Source organism: Achromobacter sp. 1L-A-4-B-C2, from assembly GCF_057291955.1.
Genome location: NZ_JBXAWP010000005.1, coordinates 1 through 17,839, shown reverse-complemented (window position 1 = coordinate 17,839; position 17,839 = coordinate 1). Strand labels below are relative to the sequence as shown.

17 protein-coding genes are annotated in these 17,839 nt (G+C 65.2%); 10 read left to right on the top strand and 7 right to left on the bottom strand.

Annotated features, from left to right (window positions below):
* Nucleotides 1-10: 10 nt before the first annotated feature.
* The 3 genes from AC0Z35_RS22235 to AC0Z35_RS22225 are packed head-to-tail and all read left to right on the top strand — an operon-like array spanning nucleotide 11 to nucleotide 2,786.
* The gene (locus AC0Z35_RS22235) at nucleotides 11-1,324 is read left to right on the top strand and encodes an MFS transporter (RefSeq protein WP_485133013.1); all 1,314 of its coding nucleotides are present in this window, start codon (nucleotides 11-13) and stop codon (nucleotides 1,322-1,324) included.
* On the top strand, nucleotides 1,321-2,475 hold the full coding sequence (locus tag AC0Z35_RS22230; protein WP_485133014.1) for a thiolase family protein: 1,155 nt from the start codon (nucleotides 1,321-1,323) through the stop codon (nucleotides 2,473-2,475). The genes AC0Z35_RS22235 and AC0Z35_RS22230 overlap by 4 nt, the downstream gene beginning before the upstream one ends.
* Nucleotides 2,472-2,786, top strand: coding sequence for a Zn-ribbon domain-containing OB-fold protein (locus tag AC0Z35_RS22225; RefSeq protein WP_120155797.1), 315 nt, complete (start codon nucleotides 2,472-2,474; stop codon nucleotides 2,784-2,786). The genes AC0Z35_RS22230 and AC0Z35_RS22225 overlap by 4 nt, the downstream gene beginning before the upstream one ends.
* A gap of 4 nt (nucleotides 2,787-2,790) precedes the next feature.
* On the opposite strand, the gene AC0Z35_RS22220 is transcribed toward AC0Z35_RS22225, so the two are convergent.
* Both AC0Z35_RS22220 and AC0Z35_RS22215 read right to left on the bottom strand, forming a co-directional pair.
* Nucleotides 2,791-3,645, bottom strand: coding sequence for a prolipoprotein diacylglyceryl transferase family protein (locus AC0Z35_RS22220; RefSeq protein ID WP_485133015.1), 855 nt, complete (start codon nucleotides 3,643-3,645; stop codon nucleotides 2,791-2,793).
* Nucleotides 3,642-4,031 (bottom strand): hypothetical protein, encoded by a 390-nt coding sequence (locus AC0Z35_RS22215; RefSeq protein ID WP_485133016.1) that lies wholly within the window; start codon nucleotides 4,029-4,031, stop codon nucleotides 3,642-3,644. Before AC0Z35_RS22215 ends, AC0Z35_RS22220 begins: the two co-directional genes overlap by 4 nt.
* A gap of 293 nt (nucleotides 4,032-4,324) precedes the next feature.
* On the opposite strand from AC0Z35_RS22215, the gene AC0Z35_RS22210 reads away from it, so the two are divergent.
* The 6 genes from AC0Z35_RS22210 to AC0Z35_RS22185 all read left to right on the top strand — a co-directional run bounded on the left by AC0Z35_RS22210 (nucleotide 4,325) and on the right by AC0Z35_RS22185 (nucleotide 9,870).
* Nucleotides 4,325-5,119: an amino acid ABC transporter substrate-binding protein gene (locus tag AC0Z35_RS22210; protein ID WP_046807300.1), complete on the top strand. Its 795-nt coding sequence runs from the start codon at nucleotides 4,325-4,327 to the stop codon at nucleotides 5,117-5,119.
* 21 nt (nucleotides 5,120-5,140) lie between these two features.
* Nucleotides 5,141-5,794 (top strand): amino acid ABC transporter permease, encoded by a 654-nt coding sequence (locus tag AC0Z35_RS22205; RefSeq protein ID WP_006219374.1) that lies wholly within the window; start codon nucleotides 5,141-5,143, stop codon nucleotides 5,792-5,794.
* Between the two features lie 49 nt (nucleotides 5,795-5,843).
* Entirely contained in the window at nucleotides 5,844-6,596 is a 753-nt protein-coding gene (locus AC0Z35_RS22200; RefSeq protein WP_485133033.1) for an amino acid ABC transporter ATP-binding protein, read from the top strand.
* 47 nt (nucleotides 6,597-6,643) lie between these two features.
* Complete coding sequence (locus tag AC0Z35_RS22195) at nucleotides 6,644-7,261, top strand: ABC transporter ATP-binding protein (RefSeq protein WP_240433872.1); 618 nt, start codon at nucleotides 6,644-6,646, stop codon at nucleotides 7,259-7,261.
* Nucleotides 7,252-8,052, top strand: a complete 801-nt coding sequence (locus AC0Z35_RS22190; RefSeq protein WP_120155791.1) for an ABC transporter permease — start codon at nucleotides 7,252-7,254, stop codon at nucleotides 8,050-8,052. Before AC0Z35_RS22195 ends, AC0Z35_RS22190 begins: the two co-directional genes overlap by 10 nt.
* Nucleotides 8,053-8,286: 234 nt before the next feature.
* On the top strand, nucleotides 8,287-9,870 hold the full coding sequence (locus AC0Z35_RS22185; RefSeq protein ID WP_485133017.1) for an ArnT family glycosyltransferase: 1,584 nt from the start codon (nucleotides 8,287-8,289) through the stop codon (nucleotides 9,868-9,870).
* Between the two features lie 124 nt (nucleotides 9,871-9,994).
* Here AC0Z35_RS22185 and AC0Z35_RS22180 read toward each other — a convergent pair whose 3' ends face one another.
* Entirely contained in the window at nucleotides 9,995-12,223 is a 2,229-nt protein-coding gene (locus AC0Z35_RS22180; RefSeq protein ID WP_120155786.1) for an NADP-dependent isocitrate dehydrogenase, read from the bottom strand.
* A gap of 606 nt (nucleotides 12,224-12,829) precedes the next feature.
* On the opposite strand from AC0Z35_RS22180, the gene ilvA reads away from it, so the two are divergent.
* Complete coding sequence (gene ilvA / locus AC0Z35_RS22175) at nucleotides 12,830-14,395, top strand: threonine ammonia-lyase, biosynthetic (RefSeq protein WP_082134651.1); 1,566 nt, start codon at nucleotides 12,830-12,832, stop codon at nucleotides 14,393-14,395.
* A gap of 85 nt (nucleotides 14,396-14,480) precedes the next feature.
* Here ilvA and AC0Z35_RS22170 read toward each other — a convergent pair whose 3' ends face one another.
* The 4 genes from AC0Z35_RS22170 to AC0Z35_RS22155 all read right to left on the bottom strand — a co-directional run.
* Entirely contained in the window at nucleotides 14,481-15,485 is a 1,005-nt protein-coding gene (locus tag AC0Z35_RS22170) for a hypothetical protein (protein ID WP_485133317.1), read from the bottom strand.
* Nucleotides 15,486-15,610: 125 nt separating this feature from the next.
* Entirely contained in the window at nucleotides 15,611-15,868 is a 258-nt protein-coding gene (locus tag AC0Z35_RS22165) for a PAAR domain-containing protein (RefSeq protein WP_046807295.1), read from the bottom strand.
* Between the two features lie 34 nt (nucleotides 15,869-15,902).
* Nucleotides 15,903-17,012, bottom strand: coding sequence for a hypothetical protein (locus AC0Z35_RS22160; protein WP_485133019.1), 1,110 nt, complete (start codon nucleotides 17,010-17,012; stop codon nucleotides 15,903-15,905).
* A partial coding sequence (locus tag AC0Z35_RS22155; protein WP_485133020.1) for a hypothetical protein occupies nucleotides 17,012-17,839 on the bottom strand: 828 nt, incomplete at its 5' end. The genes AC0Z35_RS22160 and AC0Z35_RS22155, both read right to left, overlap by 1 nt.

Sequence of the window (17,839 nt, the reverse complement as noted above, 5' to 3'; positions counted from 1 at the left end):
AGGGGCGGCAATGACGATGGCATACAAAGGGGCGGCGCTGTCCGCCGACGACGAAGCAAAGCGCAAGCGAACCCGGCGCGTCGTGGCGGCATCCGTCGCGGGCAACGCGATGGAGTGGTACGACTTTTTCATCTACGGCACGGCAGCCGCGCTGGTGTTCGGCGACCTGTTCTTCCCCAAGGGCACCGACCCCTTGCTGGGCACCATGGGCGCGTTCGCGGGCTTTGCCGTGGGATTTCTGGCGCGCCCGCTGGGCGGCGTAATCTTCGGCCACATCGGCGACCGCTACGGCCGCAAGCTGGCGTTGGAATGGACGCTGGGCCTGATGGGCGCGGCCACGTTCCTGATCGGGCTGTTGCCCACGTACGAGCAGATCGGCTTCTGGGCGCCGGTGGCGATGGTGGTGCTGCGCGTGTTGCAGGGCGCGGCGGCGGGCGGTGAGTGGGGCGGCGGCGTGCTGCTGATCAGCGAAGCCGTGGGCGGCAAGCGGCGCGGCTATTTTTCGTCGTTCAGTCAATTGGGCGTGGCGGGCGGCTTCGTGCTGTCGTCCGGCATTTTCATGCTGGCGCAGCAATTGCCCAAGGACATGTTCATGAGCTGGGGCTGGCGCCTGCCGTTCCTGCTTAGCGTGCTGATCTTTGGCGTAGGGCTGTACATCCGCAAGCACATTCCGGAAAGCGAGGAATTCGTGCAGGCCAAAAAAACGGCCAAGCGCGGCATGCCGGCCGTAGAGGTGTTTCGCCGCTATCCGCGGCAGGTGCTGACGGCGATGGGCTTGCGCGTGGCGGAAAACGGCGGCTCGTACATTTTCCTGGCCTTTGCCCTGGCCTATGGCAAGTTCCTGGGCATCTCGAATGATGTGATGCTGGGCGGCGTGCTGGTGTCCATGTTCATCGAACTGGCCACGCTGGTTTGGTTTGGCCATCTGTCCGACCGCATCGGGCGGCGCGCGGTGTATTTGATCGGGTCCGTCGGCCTGGTGCTGGTGGCGTTTCCTTTCTTCTGGATGGTGCAGACCAAAGAGCCGCTGTGGATTTTCCTGGCGTTCTTTTTGGGCAACACCGTGTGCCACGCCGCCATGATCGGCACGCAGCCCGCGTATTTTGCCGAGCTGTTCCCGGCCGAAGTGCGCTACACGGGCTTGGCGTTGGGGCATGAACTGGCGTCGGTGTTTGCCGGTGGCCTGTCGCCGTTGATTGCCATGGCGCTGCTGCGCAAATATGAATCGGCCACGCCCGTCGCGTGGTTTCTGGTGGGCATGGCGGCCATCACGGTGGTGACCTTGCTGCTGACCCGTAACCCGCCCAGGCAGGATACGGAATGAGCCCGGCCGGCACAGACGGGCCCGGCATCGTCGCGGTGGGCGAAACCCCCGCGCTGCGCCATCCCGACGCCGCGTGCACCACGGCGGGCTTGATGGCACAGGCGGTGGGGCAGGCGTTGCGCCACGCGGGCCTGTCGCCCGCCCAGGTGGATGGGCTGGGCGTGGCATCGTTCACGTTGCGGCCGGATCGCGCCATCGACCTGGCCTGGCAGCTGGGGCTGCGGCTTCACTGGTGCATGCAGGACGAACTGGGCGGCGCCAGCGCCATCAACCTGCTGCGGCAGGCGTGGCTGGCATTGCAAGCAGGGCAGGCGCGGACCATTGTGCTGGTGTCTGGTGACCATTTCACCGGCGCGGACTTCGCGCAGCTGGTGCGCGGATACAACCGCAGCGCGCAGGACTATCTCAGTCCGCTGGGTTGCCAGGGGCCCAATCCCTTGTTCGCAATGCTGACCCAGCGGCAGATGGCCCAAACGGGCCTGCGCCGCGAAGACTACGGCGCGCTGTGCGTCGCGCAGCGCGCCTGGGCCGCCGACAACCCCAACGCCGCTTATCGCGCGCCGTTGACGCTGGCGCAGTACCTGGACGCGCCGATGGTGGCGCCGCCGTTGGGCCGGCTGGATTGCGTGCCGGTTGTCAGCGGGGCCAGCGCTCTGGTCTTGCAGGCCCGGCCCACGGGTGTGCACCTGCGGCTGGTGTCCAGTGGCGCGCGCTATAACCACGACCAGCAGGAAGGCGACGGCCTGCAAACCGGCGTGGCCGAACTGGCCGACGGGCTGTGGCAAGAGGCAGGAATGGGTCCCGAAGACATGGATGTGGTCAGCGTGTACGACGACTATCCGGCGATGGCCGTGGCGCAGCTTTGCGACCTGGGCTATGCCGACGCAAACGACTTGCCCGGGTTCATCGCCCGCCGTATCGCCACGCGCCAATTGCCCGTGAACACGGCGGGCGGGCAGTTATCGGCCGGGCAGGCCGGGACGGCGGGCGGCATGCACGGCGTGGTCGAAGTGGCGCGGCAACTGTTGGGCCAGGCGGGTGCACGCCAATTGCCGGGTGCACGGCATGGCGTCGTCACCGGCTACGGCATGGTGCAACTGCGCTACGGCATGTGCGCCAACGCCGCCGTGTTAAGCCGGGAGGAATCATGAGCCTGCATGTGCACGAATGCCGCGCTTGCGGCCATCGCGTCTATCCCGCCCGCCTGTGGTGCCCGGCGTGCGGCCACGACGGCGCCCAGGCGGTGGCGGTAAATGAGGGCGAGGTGCTGGCCTGGACGACGCAACCCAGTGCCGAGGAGGGCGCGGACACCGCCGTCGCCATTATCGGGACGGCGCGTGCACTGCCCGACGGGCCGGTGTTGGTGCTGCGGCTGCAAGACAGCCCGACGCATATCGGCCAGCGCCTGCGACTGTTCGAGCGCACGGTAGCCGGACGCGCGCTGCCTTGGGGGGCGCTGTAGGCATTCAGTCGCCCGCGCCCGGCACATCGGCGGCGCGCGCGCTTGCTGCCCGCGTCGTCTCTACCCGCTGCGCCAGTGATGCGGCCGACAGCTCGCCCACGCGCACATCGATCACCCGCCCCTGGGCATCCAGGAACAGCGTGGCGGGCAGCTCGCGGTTGCTGAATTCGCGCGACGCTTCGGCGCCCGGGTCGATCAGCACGTTACGCAACGTCGGCGCATGGTCCTTCAAGAACCGCGTCACCTCGGGCTTGGCCTCGGCCTGGTTCAGAAAGACGAAGTTGACGTCCGGATTGGCGGCCTGCGCGGCGGCAAAGGCGGGCATCTCGCGACGGCAGGGCGGACACCAGCTGGCCCACAGGTTGATCACGGTAGGCTTGCCGCGAAAGTCGGACAGGTCGGCCATCGCGCCGTTCATGTTATGGACGAATATATCGGTCATCTCCGGATGCGCCTGCGGCGTGGGCGCCAGCCAGCGGCTGCCGCCGAGCCAGGTTGCGCTGGCCAGGGCCAACGCGCCCAGCAACGCCGCGCGCGGCGCGTGCCGGCGTAGCACCACGGCCAGCGCATAGACCCAGGCCGCCGCCAGCCCGGCCATGCCGTTCCAGCCGCCGTCGCGGATGTCCAGGATGTTGATGGGGTCGGGCAGGTAACTGTTTCGGTAGCGCCAGACGAAAGCCAGCCGGGCGACCAACAGCCCGATGATCAGCGCGCGCCACAAGACCGTGGACAGGCGCGCGGCCTCGTCTTGCCGGCGGTTGATCAAACGCGCCGCCACTATCGCGACAAGGCCGGCGGCGATCAACACCGCCAGTTCGGTGGGAAATACCAGGGGGCCGATACGGATGGCGGGGCTCATCCGTCGGCCTTGGCGGTCAGCGGGTGTTGCAAGGTAAAGCGGATTCGGTCGCCCGCGATGCGCAGCGCCTGGACGGCAGTGGTGCCGGGCAGCGGCATCGGGCCTTGCGCCACGAAGCCGTGGCCATCGATATCGCGCTGAAGGCGGTCGGCTGCGTCGTTCATGCCGGAGGATGGCGCCGAGTCAGCCGGGTCGGCCGCGTCAGCCCGGCCGGCCGCGTTGGCCCCGGGCGCGTTCTGCGCCTCTTCGCGGGCGGCGAACAATGCCGCGTAGGGCGCGAAGTCGGGCATGGGCGTGAAGCTGCCTTCCATCACGGCGCCCGTGCCCGTGCTCACCTTTGCCACGCCGATGAGGCGACCGCCGTTGTCCTTGATGTTCAGTTGCATGCCTGTCCTCCGTGTGTATACCGTGGGCGCCGGGTGTTCCGGGTGTTCCCCGCGTTCCCCGCGTTCCCCGCAGCCCAGCCGCTCCAAGCGGCCAAAGCCTAGCATGGCTTGCATTCCTTCCCGGCCCGCGCTGCCGCCTTGACATCTCGTTCCCACGTCTATCCTGGCCGCCCCGGGCGCTTTCCGGCACGGTCTTGCAGTAACGCTAAAATGGCGGCTCGCGGCTGACCGGCCAGCCATTCCGGCATTCTTATTCCGGCATTCTTATTCTTACGCTTCGCACACCTGAACCCATGAAAAAACTGACTGCTGTTTTCCTCGTGTCCGCAACCACGATGCTGACCGCCTGCGGCCCCAGCGATGACGCCAAGCCGACCGCGGGCGCCCAAACGCCGGCCGTCGCCAAGAAGGTCGTGGTGGGCCTGGATGACAACTTTCCGCCCATGGGCTTTCGCGACGCCAGCAACCAGATCGTCGGTTTTGACATCGACATGGCTAAGGAAGCCAGCAAGCGCCTGGGCATCGAAGTCGAATTCAAGCCCATCGACTGGAGCGCCAAGGAAGCCGAGCTGAACGGCAAGCGCGTCGACGTTCTCTGGAACGGCCTGACCATCACCGAAGAGCGCAAGAAGAACATCAGCTTCACCGCGCCGTACATGGCCAACCACCAAATCATCATCGTGGGCACCGCATCGCCCATCAAGGTCAAGAACGACCTGGCCGGCAAGACGGTCGGCGCGCAGGACGGCAGCAGCGCCACGGACGCCATCGCCAAGGATCCGGTTGCCGCGCAGATCAAGGACGTGAAGAAGTTCGGTGACAACGTCACCGCGCTGATGGACCTGGCCGCCGGCCGCCTGGACGCCATCGTGGTGGACGAAGTAGTGGGCCGCTACCTGATCAGCAAGCGCGCGGGCGAATACCGCGTGCTGGAAGAAAACTTCGGCACCGAAGACTACGGCGTCGGCGTGCGCAAGGACGACACCGAGCTGCTGGGCAAGCTGGACAAGACGCTGGATTCGATGAAGCAGGACGGCACCGCCGGCCGCATCGCCACCCAGTGGTTCGGCGCCAACATCATCAAGTAAGCGGCGCGCGACCTCTCTTAAATGGACTACGTTCTCTCTCTGTTGGGGCCGATGGCGGAAGGCGCGAAAGTGACCTTGACGCTGTTTTTCATCACCTTGGCCCTGGCAGTGCCGCTGGGGTTGGTGCTGGCCCTGGCGCGCATTTCGAAGTGGCCGCTGCTTAGCAACCTGGTCAACGGCTACATCTGGCTCATGCGCGGCACGCCGCTCATGCTGCAAATGCTGTTCATCTACTTCGCGCTGCCTTTCGTGCCGGTGGTGGGCGTGCGGCTGCCGGACTTTCCGGCGGCCGTGGTGGCGTTTGCGCTGAACTACGCCGCGTACTTTGCCGAGATCTTCCGCGCGGGCATCCAGTCGGTGGACCGGGGCCAGTACGAAGGCAGCAAGGTGCTGGGCATGACCTATCTGCAAACGCTGCGCCGCATCGTGCTGCCGCAGATGGTGCAGCGCGTGTTGCCCCCGATGAGCAACGAAACCATCACGCTGGTCAAGGACACGTCGTTGATCTACGTGCTGGCGTTGAACGATATCCTGCGCACCGCGCGCGGCATCGTGCAGCGCGATTTCACCACCACGCCGTTCCTGGTGGCCGCCGCCTTTTATCTGCTCATGACGCTTGTCCTGACGTGGTTCTTCCAGCACATGGAAAAGCGCTATGCCAAATATGACCAGTAATCCGCCGCTTGCCGCGGGCACCGCCGGCACCCCCGGCGCCCGCCCGGTCATGATCCAGGCCACCCACATCACCAAGTGCTTTGGCGCCAACCGCGTGCTGGACAAGGTTTCGCTGACGCTGGGCCAGGGCGAGGTGGTGGCGGTGATCGGTCCGTCCGGCTCCGGCAAAAGCACCTTTCTGCGGTGCCTGAACCACCTTGAAACCATCGACGAAGGCAGTATCGAAGTCGAAGGCGAAGTGATGGCGCGCGCCGTTGACGGCGGCCGCAGCCACTACGCCAGCGACGCCGAGGTGCGGCGCATCTGCCGCAAGATGGGCATGGTGTTCCAGTCGTTCAATCTGTTCCCGCACATGACGGTGCTGCAAAACATCATCGAAGCGCCGATCACCGTCAAGGGCATGAGCAAGGCGCAGATCATCCCCAAGGCGGAAGAGCTGCTGCGCAAAGTCGGCCTGCTGAACAAGCGCGACAACTATCCCACGCGCCTGTCGGGCGGCCAGAAGCAGCGCGTGGCGATTGCCCGCGCGCTGGCCATGGAGCCCGACATCATGCTGTTCGACGAACCCACCTCGGCGCTGGACCCGGAACTGACGGGCGAAGTGCTGCGCACCATGAAGCAGCTGGCCGACGAACGCATGACCATGCTGGTCGTCACGCACGAAATGGGCTTTGCGCGCGAAGTGGCGCATCGCGTCATCTTCATGGACGAAGGCCGCATCGTCGAAGAAGCGCCGTCGGCCGCGTTCTTCAGTGCGCCGCAACACGCTCGCAGCCGGGAATTCCTGGCCCACATGCTGTAAGCAACGCCGCTGCGGGCATCGCGCCGCGCACCGGTACCGGAGGGGGGATGCGCTCTGACATCATGCCGATGCTGCGATTGCGTGGCGTGTATAGCCAGCGCCTTGCCCCGGTCAGCCTGGATCTTGCCGGCGGCGAGTGCGGCGCCATTGTGGGCCCATCAGGTTCAGGCAAGTCGCTGCTGTTGCGCCAGGTCGCGGACCTGGACCCCGGCCATGGCGAGGTCGAACTGCTCGGCAGGCCGCGTTCGGCAATGCGCGGCCATGAATGGCGGCGTCAGGTCGTCTATTGCCAGGCCGAGGCGGGGTGGTGGGACGATCACGTCGCGCCGCATTTCACCGACCGCGCGCAGGCGCAACGCCTGATGCAGCCGCTGGGCCTGGCGCCCGAAAAGCTGGACGCCCTGGTCCACGAACTCTCCACTGGCGAAAGGCAGCGCCTGGCGCTGGTGCGCGCGTTGGCCCTACAGCCGCGCGTGCTGCTGCTGGATGAACCCACGGCGGCGCTGGACCAGGCCGCCACCGTCACCGTGGAAGCCGCGCTGCAACAGTTCCTGGACAGTGGCGGCGCCATGCTGATGGTGACGCACAATGCCGAGCAGGCCCGGCGGCTGGCGCGCCGGACGTGGCGCATGACCAACGGCCAGCTGGAGCCGCTATGGACGTGATCAAACTGCAAGCGCTGGACCTGGTCATTGCCTCGCTGCTGGTGCTGCTGTGCGCGGCAATTTCGTTCGCCCTGCGGCTGAACCTGCAACGTCAGGTCTTGTGGGCGGCGGTCCGTACCGTGGTGCAGCTGTTGCTGGTCGGCCATATCCTGCGCGTGGTGTTCGCGCATGCCACGCCGATGCTGACGGCGCTGGTGGTGGCGGTGATGATGGCGCTGGCCGCGCGCGAGGTGGCCGCCCGCCCCAAGGCGCGGCTGGCCGGGCATGGCAATGGTTGGGTCGGCACGCTGGCGGTGGCGGCCACCACCTTGATCACGGCCATGTTCATCCTGAGCACGGCGTTGCGGCCAGAACCCTGGTTCGACCCGCGCTACGCCATCGCGCTGGTGGGCATTGTGCTGGGCAGCGTGCTTAACGCCGCCAGCCTGGCGCTGGACGGCGTTCTTTCCGGCGTGCGCCGCGAAAAGCTCGCCATCGAGGCGCGGCTGGCTTTGGGCGCCACCCCGCATCAGGCGTTTTCGACGTTGCTGCGCGAATCGGTCCGGCGCGGCATTGTGCCCAGCGTCAATCAGATGTCGGCGGCCGGCATCATCACCTTGCCCGGCATCATGACCGGGCAGATCATCGCGGGCATGGACCCCATCGACGCCGCCAAATACCAGATCCTGCTGATGTTCCTGCTGTGCGGCGCCAGCGGCATGGCGGCCATGGGGGCAGCTTACGGCGCCATGCGCAGGCTGACGGACGAACGGGGACGCTTGCGGCTGGACCGCTTGTCGGCATCGAAATAGGGCAGCCAAGGCAGGCAGGGCGGCGTAATATTTCAGATCGGTTTAAGAAATTTCATGAGAACTCGACGCTACCCTTTTCATAATAGGTGCCATGTTGAGCCTTTCCGAACGTTTCTTACCCAGGACTTTCATGTCTTTTGAGTCTGGTTCGCCCCGCCTGGCGGGCGACTTTCCCAGCGCCTTTCCCCGCGCCTTTCCCCTTGCCGCGCACCCGTCGGCGCAGGATCACGCGGCATGAGCGCCGTGCTGACCCCCGCCGCCCGGTCTGTTCCGCGCGTGGCGACGCAAGCGTCCATTCCCGGCTGGCAAGTGCTGCTGGGCCTGGCCGTCTGGCTGGCCGCCTTGGCATGGGCGCGCTGGCTGACCTTGCCCGACGAAGGGCGCTACGCCGGCGTCGCCTGGGAGATGCTGCGCAGCCAGTCTCCCATGGTGCCGCTGCTGGACGGCATGCCATATTTTCACAAGCCGCCGTTGTATTACTGGCTGGCGCAAATCAGCTACGCCTTGTTCGGCGTGCATGAATTCAGCGCGCGCGTGCCGTCGTTGCTGGGCGCGTGGAGCGCGGGGGCGGGGCTGTATGCGTTCGTGTCGCGCTATCGCAATGTGGCGCAGGCGCGCTGGGCCGTCGTGATCCTGGGCTTGATGCCGCTGTTCTTTGGCGCGGCGCAGTTTGCCAACATGGACATGCTGGTTGCCAGCATGATCACGCTGTGCGTGCTGGCCGCCGCCGACACGGCCCTGCGGCGCGCAGACGGCCGGCCGTTTCGCGGCATGTCGATCGCAACCGGAGTGCTGGCCGCGCTGGCCGTGTTGGCCAAAGGGCTGATCGGGCTGGCGCTGCCCGGCGCAATCGTGCTGGCCTGGCTGCTGCTGCGGCGCGACTGGCGCGGCATGCGCGCCTTGCTGTGGGTGCCGGCCTTGCTGGCGTTCGCCGTGGTTGCCGTGCCGTGGTTCGCGCTGATGCAGATGAAGTTTCCCGGCTTCTATCATTACTTTTTCGTCTATCAGCACTTTGAACGCTTCGCGCAAAGCGGCTTCAACAACGCGCAGCCGATCTGGTTCTATGTGCCGATTGTGGTGGGGCTTGCCTTGCCGTGGTCGATCTGGGGCGCGGCGATTTTCACGCGCGCGTTCTGGCGTGACGCCGATCCGCATGGGCTGCGCCGGCTGATGGCGATCTGGATCGCGGTGGTGATGGTGTTCTTTTCCATCCCGCAATCCAAGCTGATCGGCTATGTGCTGCCGGTGTTTCCGCCGCTGGCATTCCTGATCAGTGAGCGCATCGCGCCGGCCTGGGCAGCCGGCAAGCGGCGGGGCGTGGGCATTGCCATCGTCGTGGCGGCCGTCATCTGCTTGGGCGCGATCATCGTGGCATCCAACAACCCGCGCGGTAGCGTCGGCCCCACCATGAAAGAACTGCGCGGCGACATGCGGCCGCAAGACATGCAAGTGGCGTTGCATGCGTTGCCGTTTGATCTGGGCTTCTACACGAAGGCGTCCGAACCTTCCTGGATTGTCGATAACTGGAACGACCCGGAGATTCCCACGCGCGACAACTGGCGCAAGGAACTGTACGACGCGGCGGTGTTCGACCCGGTGGTCGGCAAGCGGGTATTGATTCAGAACGAAGATTTGACCGCGCGGCTTTGCGCGTCGGCTGATGGCACGCGTTTCTGGATCTGGGGCCGCGACGACGACGCCGGACGCTATCCCGCACTGAGCGGCGTGGCGCCGCGCCTGCCCGGCGCTACGCGCGCGGTCTGGAGGCTGGATATCGACACCGCTTTCCGCCAACGGATGTGCGGCGGCGCGCGCTGATCCGATACGCCAGATACGCCCGCTACGCCCGATACCACGGCCTTGCACCCATAAAAAAGCCGGCAGCCTTACCAAGGCTGCCGGCTTTTTTGTGCCGGCGGCAAGCGCCGCCGGACAGTGACGCTTAGCCGATCGAGGCCAGCACCTGGTTCAGCGTGGCGCTGGGGCGCATGGCCTGGCTGGCCAGCGCTTCGTTGGGCTGGTAGTAGCCGCCGATATCCACCGGCTTGCCCTGCGCGGCCTTCAGTTCTTCAACGATCTTGCCTTCGTTTTCAGCAAAGGCGCCCGCCGCGCCGGCGAACTGCGCAGCCAGCGCGCGGTCGTCGGTTTGCGCGGCCACGGCCTGGGCCCAGTACATGGCCAGGTAGAAGTGGCTGCCACGGTTGTCCAGGCCACCGACCTTGCGGTCCGGCGACTTGTTCTCGTCCAGGAACTTGGCGGTTGCCTGATCCAGCGTCTTGGCCAGGATCTGGGCAGTCGGGTTCTTGTACGCGCGGCCCAGGTGGTCCAGGGATTCGGCCAGCGCCATGAATTCGCCCAGCGAATCCCAGCGCAGGAAGCCTTCTTCCAGGAACTGCTGCACGTGCTTGGGGGCCGAGCCGCCCGCGCCCGTTTCGAACAGGCCGCCACCGGCAACCAGCGGAACGATCGACAGCATCTTGGCGCTGGTGCCCAGCTCCATGATGGGGAACAGGTCGGTCAGGTAGTCGCGCAGCACGTTGCCGGTAACCGAGATGGTGTCCAGGCCTTCGCGGATGCGCTTGACCGAGAACTTGGTCGCTTCAACCGGGTTCAGGATGCGCAGGTCCAGGCCGCTGGTGTCGTGGTCGTTCAGGTACTGCTTGACCTTGGCGATGACCTGGGCGTCGTGGGCGCGCTTTTCGTCCAGCCAGAAAACGGCCGGCGTCTTGCTGGCGCGGGCACGGGTAACGGCCAGCTTGACCCAATCCTGGATGGCGGCGTCCTTGGTCTGGCACATGCGCCACAGGTCGCCCGCTTCCACGGCTTGTTCCAGCAACACCTTGCCCGAGGCGTCGGTGACGCGCACGGTGCCCGATGCCGGGACGACGAAGGTCTTGTTGTGCGAACCGTATTCTTCGGCGGCTTGCGCCATCAGGCCGACGTTGGGCACGCTGCCCATCGTGACCGGATTGAAGGCGCCGTTCTTCTTGCAGTCGTCGATGACGGCCTGGTAGACGCCCGCGTAGCTGCGGTCGGGAATGACGGCCTTGGTGTCTTGCAGCTGGCCCTCGGCGTTCCACATCTTGCCCGAGTCGCGGATCATGGCCGGCATGGACGCATCGACGATGACGTCGCTGGGTACGTGCAGGTTGGTGATGCCCTTGTCGGAATTGACCATCGCCAGTTGCGGCAGGGTCTTGTAGGCGGCATCGATGTCGGCGGTGATCGCGGCTTGCTGGTCAGCGGGCAGCGATTGGATCTTGGCGTACAGGTCGCCAATGCCGTTGTTGGGATCGAAACCGGCTTGCTTGAGCACGGCGGCGTGGCGGGCCAGCACATCCTTGTAGAACACGGATACCACGTGGCCGAAGATGACCGGGTCGGACACCTTCATCATCGTGGCCTTCAGGTGCACCGAGAACAGCACGCCGGTGGTCTTGGCGTCGTCGATCTGGGCTTGCAGGAAGGACTTGAGCTTGGCGGTCGACAGCACGGCGGCGTCGATGATCTCGCCCGCCTTGACCGGGGTCTTTTCCTTCAGGACCGTCTTGGTGCCGTCAGCGGCGGTCAGTTCGATCTTGACGTCGCCGGCCTCGGCGATCAGCGCCGACTTTTCGGTGCCGTAGAAGTCGCCGTCGGACATGTGAGCCACATGCGACTTCGAATCAGCCGACCAGGCGCCCATCTTGTGCGGGTGCTTGCGGGCGTAGTTCTTCACCGACAGCGGCGCGCGGCGGTCGGAGTTGCCTTCGCGCAGAACCGGGTTCACGGCGCTGCCCTTGACCTTGTCGTAGCGCGCTTTCACGTCGCGTTCGGTGTCGTTGGTGGGGGCGTCCGGGTAGTCGGGCAGCTTGTAGCCCTGGTCTTGCAGTTCCTTGATGGCCGCCTTCAGCTGGGGCATCGAGGCGCTGATGTTGGGCAGCTTGATGATGTTGGCTTCGGGCTTGACGGCCAGCGCGCCCAGTTCGGCCAGGGCGTCCGACAGCTTCTGGCTGTCTTCCAGGTAATCCGGGAACAGGGCGATGATGCGGCCGGCCAGGGAGATGTCGCGCGTTTCCACCGTGACGCCCGCGGGCTTGGCGAATGCCTGGACGATGGGCAGCAGCGAACGGGTTGCAAGCGCCGGCGCTTCATCGGTGAGGGTATAGATAATCTTCGGAGTAAGAGACATGATCCTTGAATCTGTTCGGCGCATAGCGCTTTCGGCGCAAACCCGAACATGCTAAGCGGCGTACGCCGGTAGATGTTGTCGAGAGTGGGTTCGTATGGGCAGATGCGAAGCAGGCTCCGGATCCGCGCAAATTGGCGGTTGCCCGTCCTTTATTAATGAGCCGGTTTGACCGGTCATTCTGGAAGGTGCGAACTGCCACGAAGCCAGTATTGTAATACCGCGACACGCTTGACGCGCAGGGAAATCACCGATAAAGCCTGCGTTATGGGCTCGATATCGCATCAATACGGCCAGGATATGGCGCAAGGGCGCCGGGCCGGCAAACCACCAGGGGGGCAATGACGCGAACGAGAGGGGCACGGTGGTCCGCGCCACAAACCCCATATCGCCGGCAGGCCGCCGCGCCCGATTTGACAAATTCGCGCGCCCGGCGCAAGCTTTGCGCCATGAATTTCCCCGCCGTCCGCATTGCGCTGATTATTACCATCATTCCGAAAATGGTGGGTTAGCGCGCGACCGCAACAGTCACAGCCACCCGCCCCACGAGGCGGGTTTTTTGTGGCCGCCTCTGCCGGGCAAGTCTTCCCCAAAGCAGAGAACCCCCCCATGCAAACCGCTACCCCCGACACCGCATTCCAGCACGGCAACGCCTCGCCCATGGAATACCTGCGCCAGATTCTGACGGCCCGGGTGTACGACATTGCCCGCGAGACCGAGCTGGACCTGGCGCGCGGCCTGTCGACGCGGCTGAACAATACGGTCTACCTGAAGCGCGAAGACAACCAGCCGGTTTTTTCCTTCAAGGTGCGCGGCGCCTACAACAAGATGCGCAACACGCCGCAGGCCGCGCTGGACCGGGGCGTGATCACCGCGTCCGCCGGCAACCATGCGCAGGGCGTGGCCATTTCGGCGGCGCGACTGGGCGTGCGCGCCATCATCGTGGTGCCGCAAACCGCGCCGCGGGTGAAGGTGGATGCGGTGCGCGCACACGGAGGCCCCACCGTCACGGTGGTGCAGGCGGGCGATTCCTATAGCGACGCCTACGCCCATGCCCAAACGCTGGCGCAGCAACACGACATGACTTTCGTGCCCGCGTTTGACGACCCGTATGTCATCGCCGGGCAGGGCACCGTCGGCATGGAAATCCTGCGCCAGCACGCCGGCCCGCTGCACGCGGTGTTCGTGCCCATCGGCGGCGGCAGCCTGGCGGCCGGCGTGTCCGCCTATGTGAAGGCAGTGGACCCCAGCGTCAAGGTGATCGGCGTGCAGACCGAGGATTCCTGCGCGATGGCGCAGTCCATCAAGGCCGGCGCACGCGTCAACCTGGCCGAAGTCGGCCTGTTTTCCGACGGCACGGCGGTCAAGCTGGTGGGCGAGGAAACCTTCCGGCTGTGCCGCGAATACCTGGACGAAATCATCCTGGTGAACACCGACGCGGTGTGCGCGGCAATCAAGGACGTGTTCCTGGATACGCGCAGCGTGCTGGAGCCTGCGGGGGCGCTGGCGTTGGCGGGGCTGAAGCAATACGTTGAACGCGAAAACGCGCAGGGGCTGTCGATGGTGGCCGTGACGTCAGGCGCCAACATGAACTTCGATCGCATGCGCTTTGTGGCAGACCGCGCCGAAGTCGGCGAGGCGCGCGAAGCGGTGTTCGCCGTGACCGTGCCCGAGGAGCGCGGCAGCTTCCGGCGGTTCTGCCGCGTGTTGGGGCAGCGCAGCGTCACGGAGTTCAACTACCGGATTGCCGACGCGCACACCGCGCACATCTTTGTCAGCATGCAGATCGCGCGGCGTGGCGATGCCGCCGACATCATGGCGGCGCTGCAAGAGCAGGGGTTTTCGGTCAGTGACCTGACGTACAACGAGGTGTCCAAGCAGCACATCCGCTACATGGTGGGCGGCCGTTCGCCGCTGGCGGGTGGAGAGCGGCTGTTCCGCTTCGAGTTCCCCGAGCGCCCCGGCGCGCTGATGAAGTTCCTGTCCGAGATGGCGCCCAACTGGAATATCAGCCTGTTCCACTACCGCAACCAGGGCGCGGATTTCAGCTCGGCGCTGGTCGGCATCCAGGCCCCGCTGGCCGACAGCGCGGCGCTGGACGCCTTTCTGCGGCAACTGGGCTACGCGCATTTCGAGGAAACGGATAACGAGGCGTATCGGCAGTTTTTGATCTGAGGCGGGTAGGGCACGCGGCAGGTGCGAAGCGCTGCCGGGCCGCCCTTCACGGCAACAGGGTCCGGGCCTTGGCCACGCGGCGGCGTCAGCCCCGTTTGCAGTTCGGCTTGATCGGCAAGGTGACGCCAGGTTTCAGTTGCAACGTGGCGCGGCCCGCCGTCTGCGTCAATTGCAACGTGGCCGCGCGCCAGGCGGGCACGTCGTCGAACAGCACGTCGCGCTGGGCCGAGGACGGATATGGCGGGTCCGGCTGGTTGAATTCGATGGCCGGCAGGGCGGCGCACGTGTCCTTCACATCCAGGCGCGCCAGCTCCTGGCCGGTGGACAAACGCACCGCGCGAAATGCCAACGGCGTGTCTACAAACTTGACGACCTCCGGCACGATCCGCATGTCGCCCTGTGCGTCCTTGATGCGCGTTGCCGGCTCCACCACCACCACATCGCGGCCGGGCGGAATGGCCAGATAGACCACGTCGCCATCCACATCCAGCAGCTTGCCCGCGCCCAGGTTGATGACCCCGGGGCGCGTGGCTCCTGCGCCCGTTGCACCGGGCGCGGACCCGCCAGGTTTGACCGAGAGTTGCGCAGGCGCGAGCGACGCGTGCCGGATCATCACCGTTTCGGCCCACGCGGTTTCCACGCGCGTCCAGCCCGGCAGGCGCGCTTCTTCAAAGCGCGTGCCACTGGGTTTGTCGCGATCAGGCTGGCGGGACAAGGCCAGCCGGTTCACCCGCAGCGCGCCGTTGACCACCTGCAAGTGCGCCAGCGCCGCATCGGCGCTGGAGCTGGTGAAGTAGGCCAGCACCGCGTCCGTTTCCAACGCCCGCGCGTTGGCCGCGCAGAAGAACGCGTTGACGGCCATGTTGCGGCCGTCTGGGTACAGCAGCTTGCCGACGTCTTTGCCGCACAGCTTGTTGCCCTGGAACGAAATGGTGGTGCTGCGCGTGTTCTGGCGCTGGCCGGTATTCCAGTCCCGCTGGCCGCCGGTGGCGATGTCGACGACAAGGCCATGGTTGTCGTAGATCACGCCGGCGCCGGCCGGCGCGGCAAGCAGGCTGAGAAAAAACGCCATGATGCGGCTTCTCGTCATTCGGCAGGTTCCCTGGATGGCGTGCATGGTGACGCGTACCGGGGTGACTATATACCGCCTTCGATCCGGCGCCCGCGCTCCGTGACCCGGGTTTGCCACCTTCAGCCCGGCATGGTCCCGGCCGCTTACGCCGATAGCCAGCTTCCGTCGCCTTCGATCAGCGTGCCGCCGTGGCTGGTGGTATCGCCTTGGCGAGCCACCGGCTGTCCTTCCACTTTGGCCACTGCCGAGCCGGTGACGATCACCGCCCCGCAACTGATGCGGTCGCCCACCCGCGCGATGGGCCGGCCATTGACAGCGGCGCTGGACGCCCCGCTGACGATGGTGCCGGGGCCATGGAGAGGGCAGGAATGCGCGTGTCCGACTAGGGCGATGGGAGTCATGAATATTCCAGGTGGAAATCGATAAAGGGCGCAGTCAAACGGGGTCGCGGGGACTAACCCGGGGCCGTTTGCGGCGGGTCAATGAAAACTTGGGCCGTGGCGGCGGCGAACCGGGCCGCACAACCCATCGATGCGTGTTTTCTAGCAACGCCGCACGAACGTCCGGCGGGTAGTCGTCGATGGTGGTCAACGGCGGGGTAGGCTTGCCGGGCAAGCCGGCTTCCCGAATGATCTTTGGCCAACGCGGACGCCAGCACAACATGAGCGACACCCAATGCCCCAGGCCGATAACCAGCAGGGCCGGAGATATCAATAGCATTCCAAGCCAGGTCAACGGGCCGCTGTTACGCAGGTACGGACCCAGCGCCTCGAACTGCGCCGCGAAGGCGGGCCAAGGCAAGGGCAGGTGCGAACTCAGGCGCGGCGGGGATACCGCATCCAGACCGCCTTCATCCATGTAGCGCCGGATGTACTCCCATTCGGCTTTCATATCGAATTCGCTGACGCTTTTCTTGCCGACGAAAACCATGTTGGGAAAAGGCAGCGGGGAATAGGGCGGATACCAACCGACCACGAGGTTCACGCCGGGGACTGCATCGTGATGAATGTCATCCCAAGGCAGCACGGCGATACCGCCGCAACTCGGTGGGCGGTGCAGGTAGACCTGGCGGGTGATGCGGTTGAATCGGATGAGCAGGTGGCGGGACGTAAGGGATTCCAGGCGGGTGAAGCGGAAGAGGTATTTGAAATAGACGTAGAGCAGACCGACTCCCTGCACGGCAACCAGCATCAAATGCAGCGTGCGCGCAATGCCCCAGGGATTTTTGCCAAAGTCGGACAAGAGTGTCGGAAGGTATACAAATGCCTCCACCGCACCCCCGAATATGAAGATAGATATCATCGTGATAAATCCGCGCTTTTCTTCCATGCCACCGCAGCGCATTTCGAGGATGGTGTTATTGCAGGCGTAGACCGGGCTTTGAATTTTTGAGTTGGTAAAACGCTGAGCATGGACTCGATTTTGCTCTGATCGCGCCGGCTCCTCATAGATTGGAGGCGCCTCGTAAGGCGTGTCGGTATGAGCATTAATCCAGGCGTCTGACTTAATGTTGCCCAGCCATGTAAGCCATTCGATCAAAAACACTACAGCACCTCTAGCAACGCGCCATACAGAGCGGACAACTCGTCAGCGGAGTCGCGGAAGGGCGTGTTCCCGGCATAATCTTCGCCACGATAAAGGCAACGTTGGCACCATTTTTCGAGCGAGTCGTCATCGAAAATGCAAATTGCCAGGGTGGCGACCAATCCGACCAACGAACTGCGCAGCAGAACGTTTCGCATGAATAGCAGTACCGCTCGCCTTCCGAGCACCCCAGAAAGTGCTGCGGCCAGCGAGAGCGCTCCTTGGACGCCCGTTCTTTCCGCCGACCGCTCCGCGAGAATCTTCAGCATCGGACCGGCGGCGGCGAAAGCAAGACTCGACTGGCTGCCGACCATTGCTAACACCGCCCCAGCGCGTACTCGGTATGCAAGAGCCAATTCCGTTTTTCCGTCGAGCATTGCGGCTTGATCGTCCTCCCAGTCATACCCCATCAACACCACCCCACCCACCGCCGCCAACGCGCCACCGACCAGCTTCAGCTGCCCCAGAAAGACCGTCGCTCCCGTTCCGGTGACGCTGGCGGCGCTGTAATGCTGCAATACCAACTCCGTCCCGGCCGCCAGTATTTCCGTCCCCGCAGCACCCGCAAGCAACCCATGGGCGATCAACTCCCCCGCGCCGCGTTCATCGTCCGGCATATCCCGCACCCGCATTGCAATCAACGCCGCTTCAAAGAACAGCAACCAGCTGCTGGCGCGCAGCTTGTAAAAGTCGCTGCGATGGGCGTCCACAAGTTCGGTGGCAAATGCGAATCTGGTGTTCCGGCCAATCTGTGCGCGCAATTGCTTGGGATCCGCGCTACGCCCTAG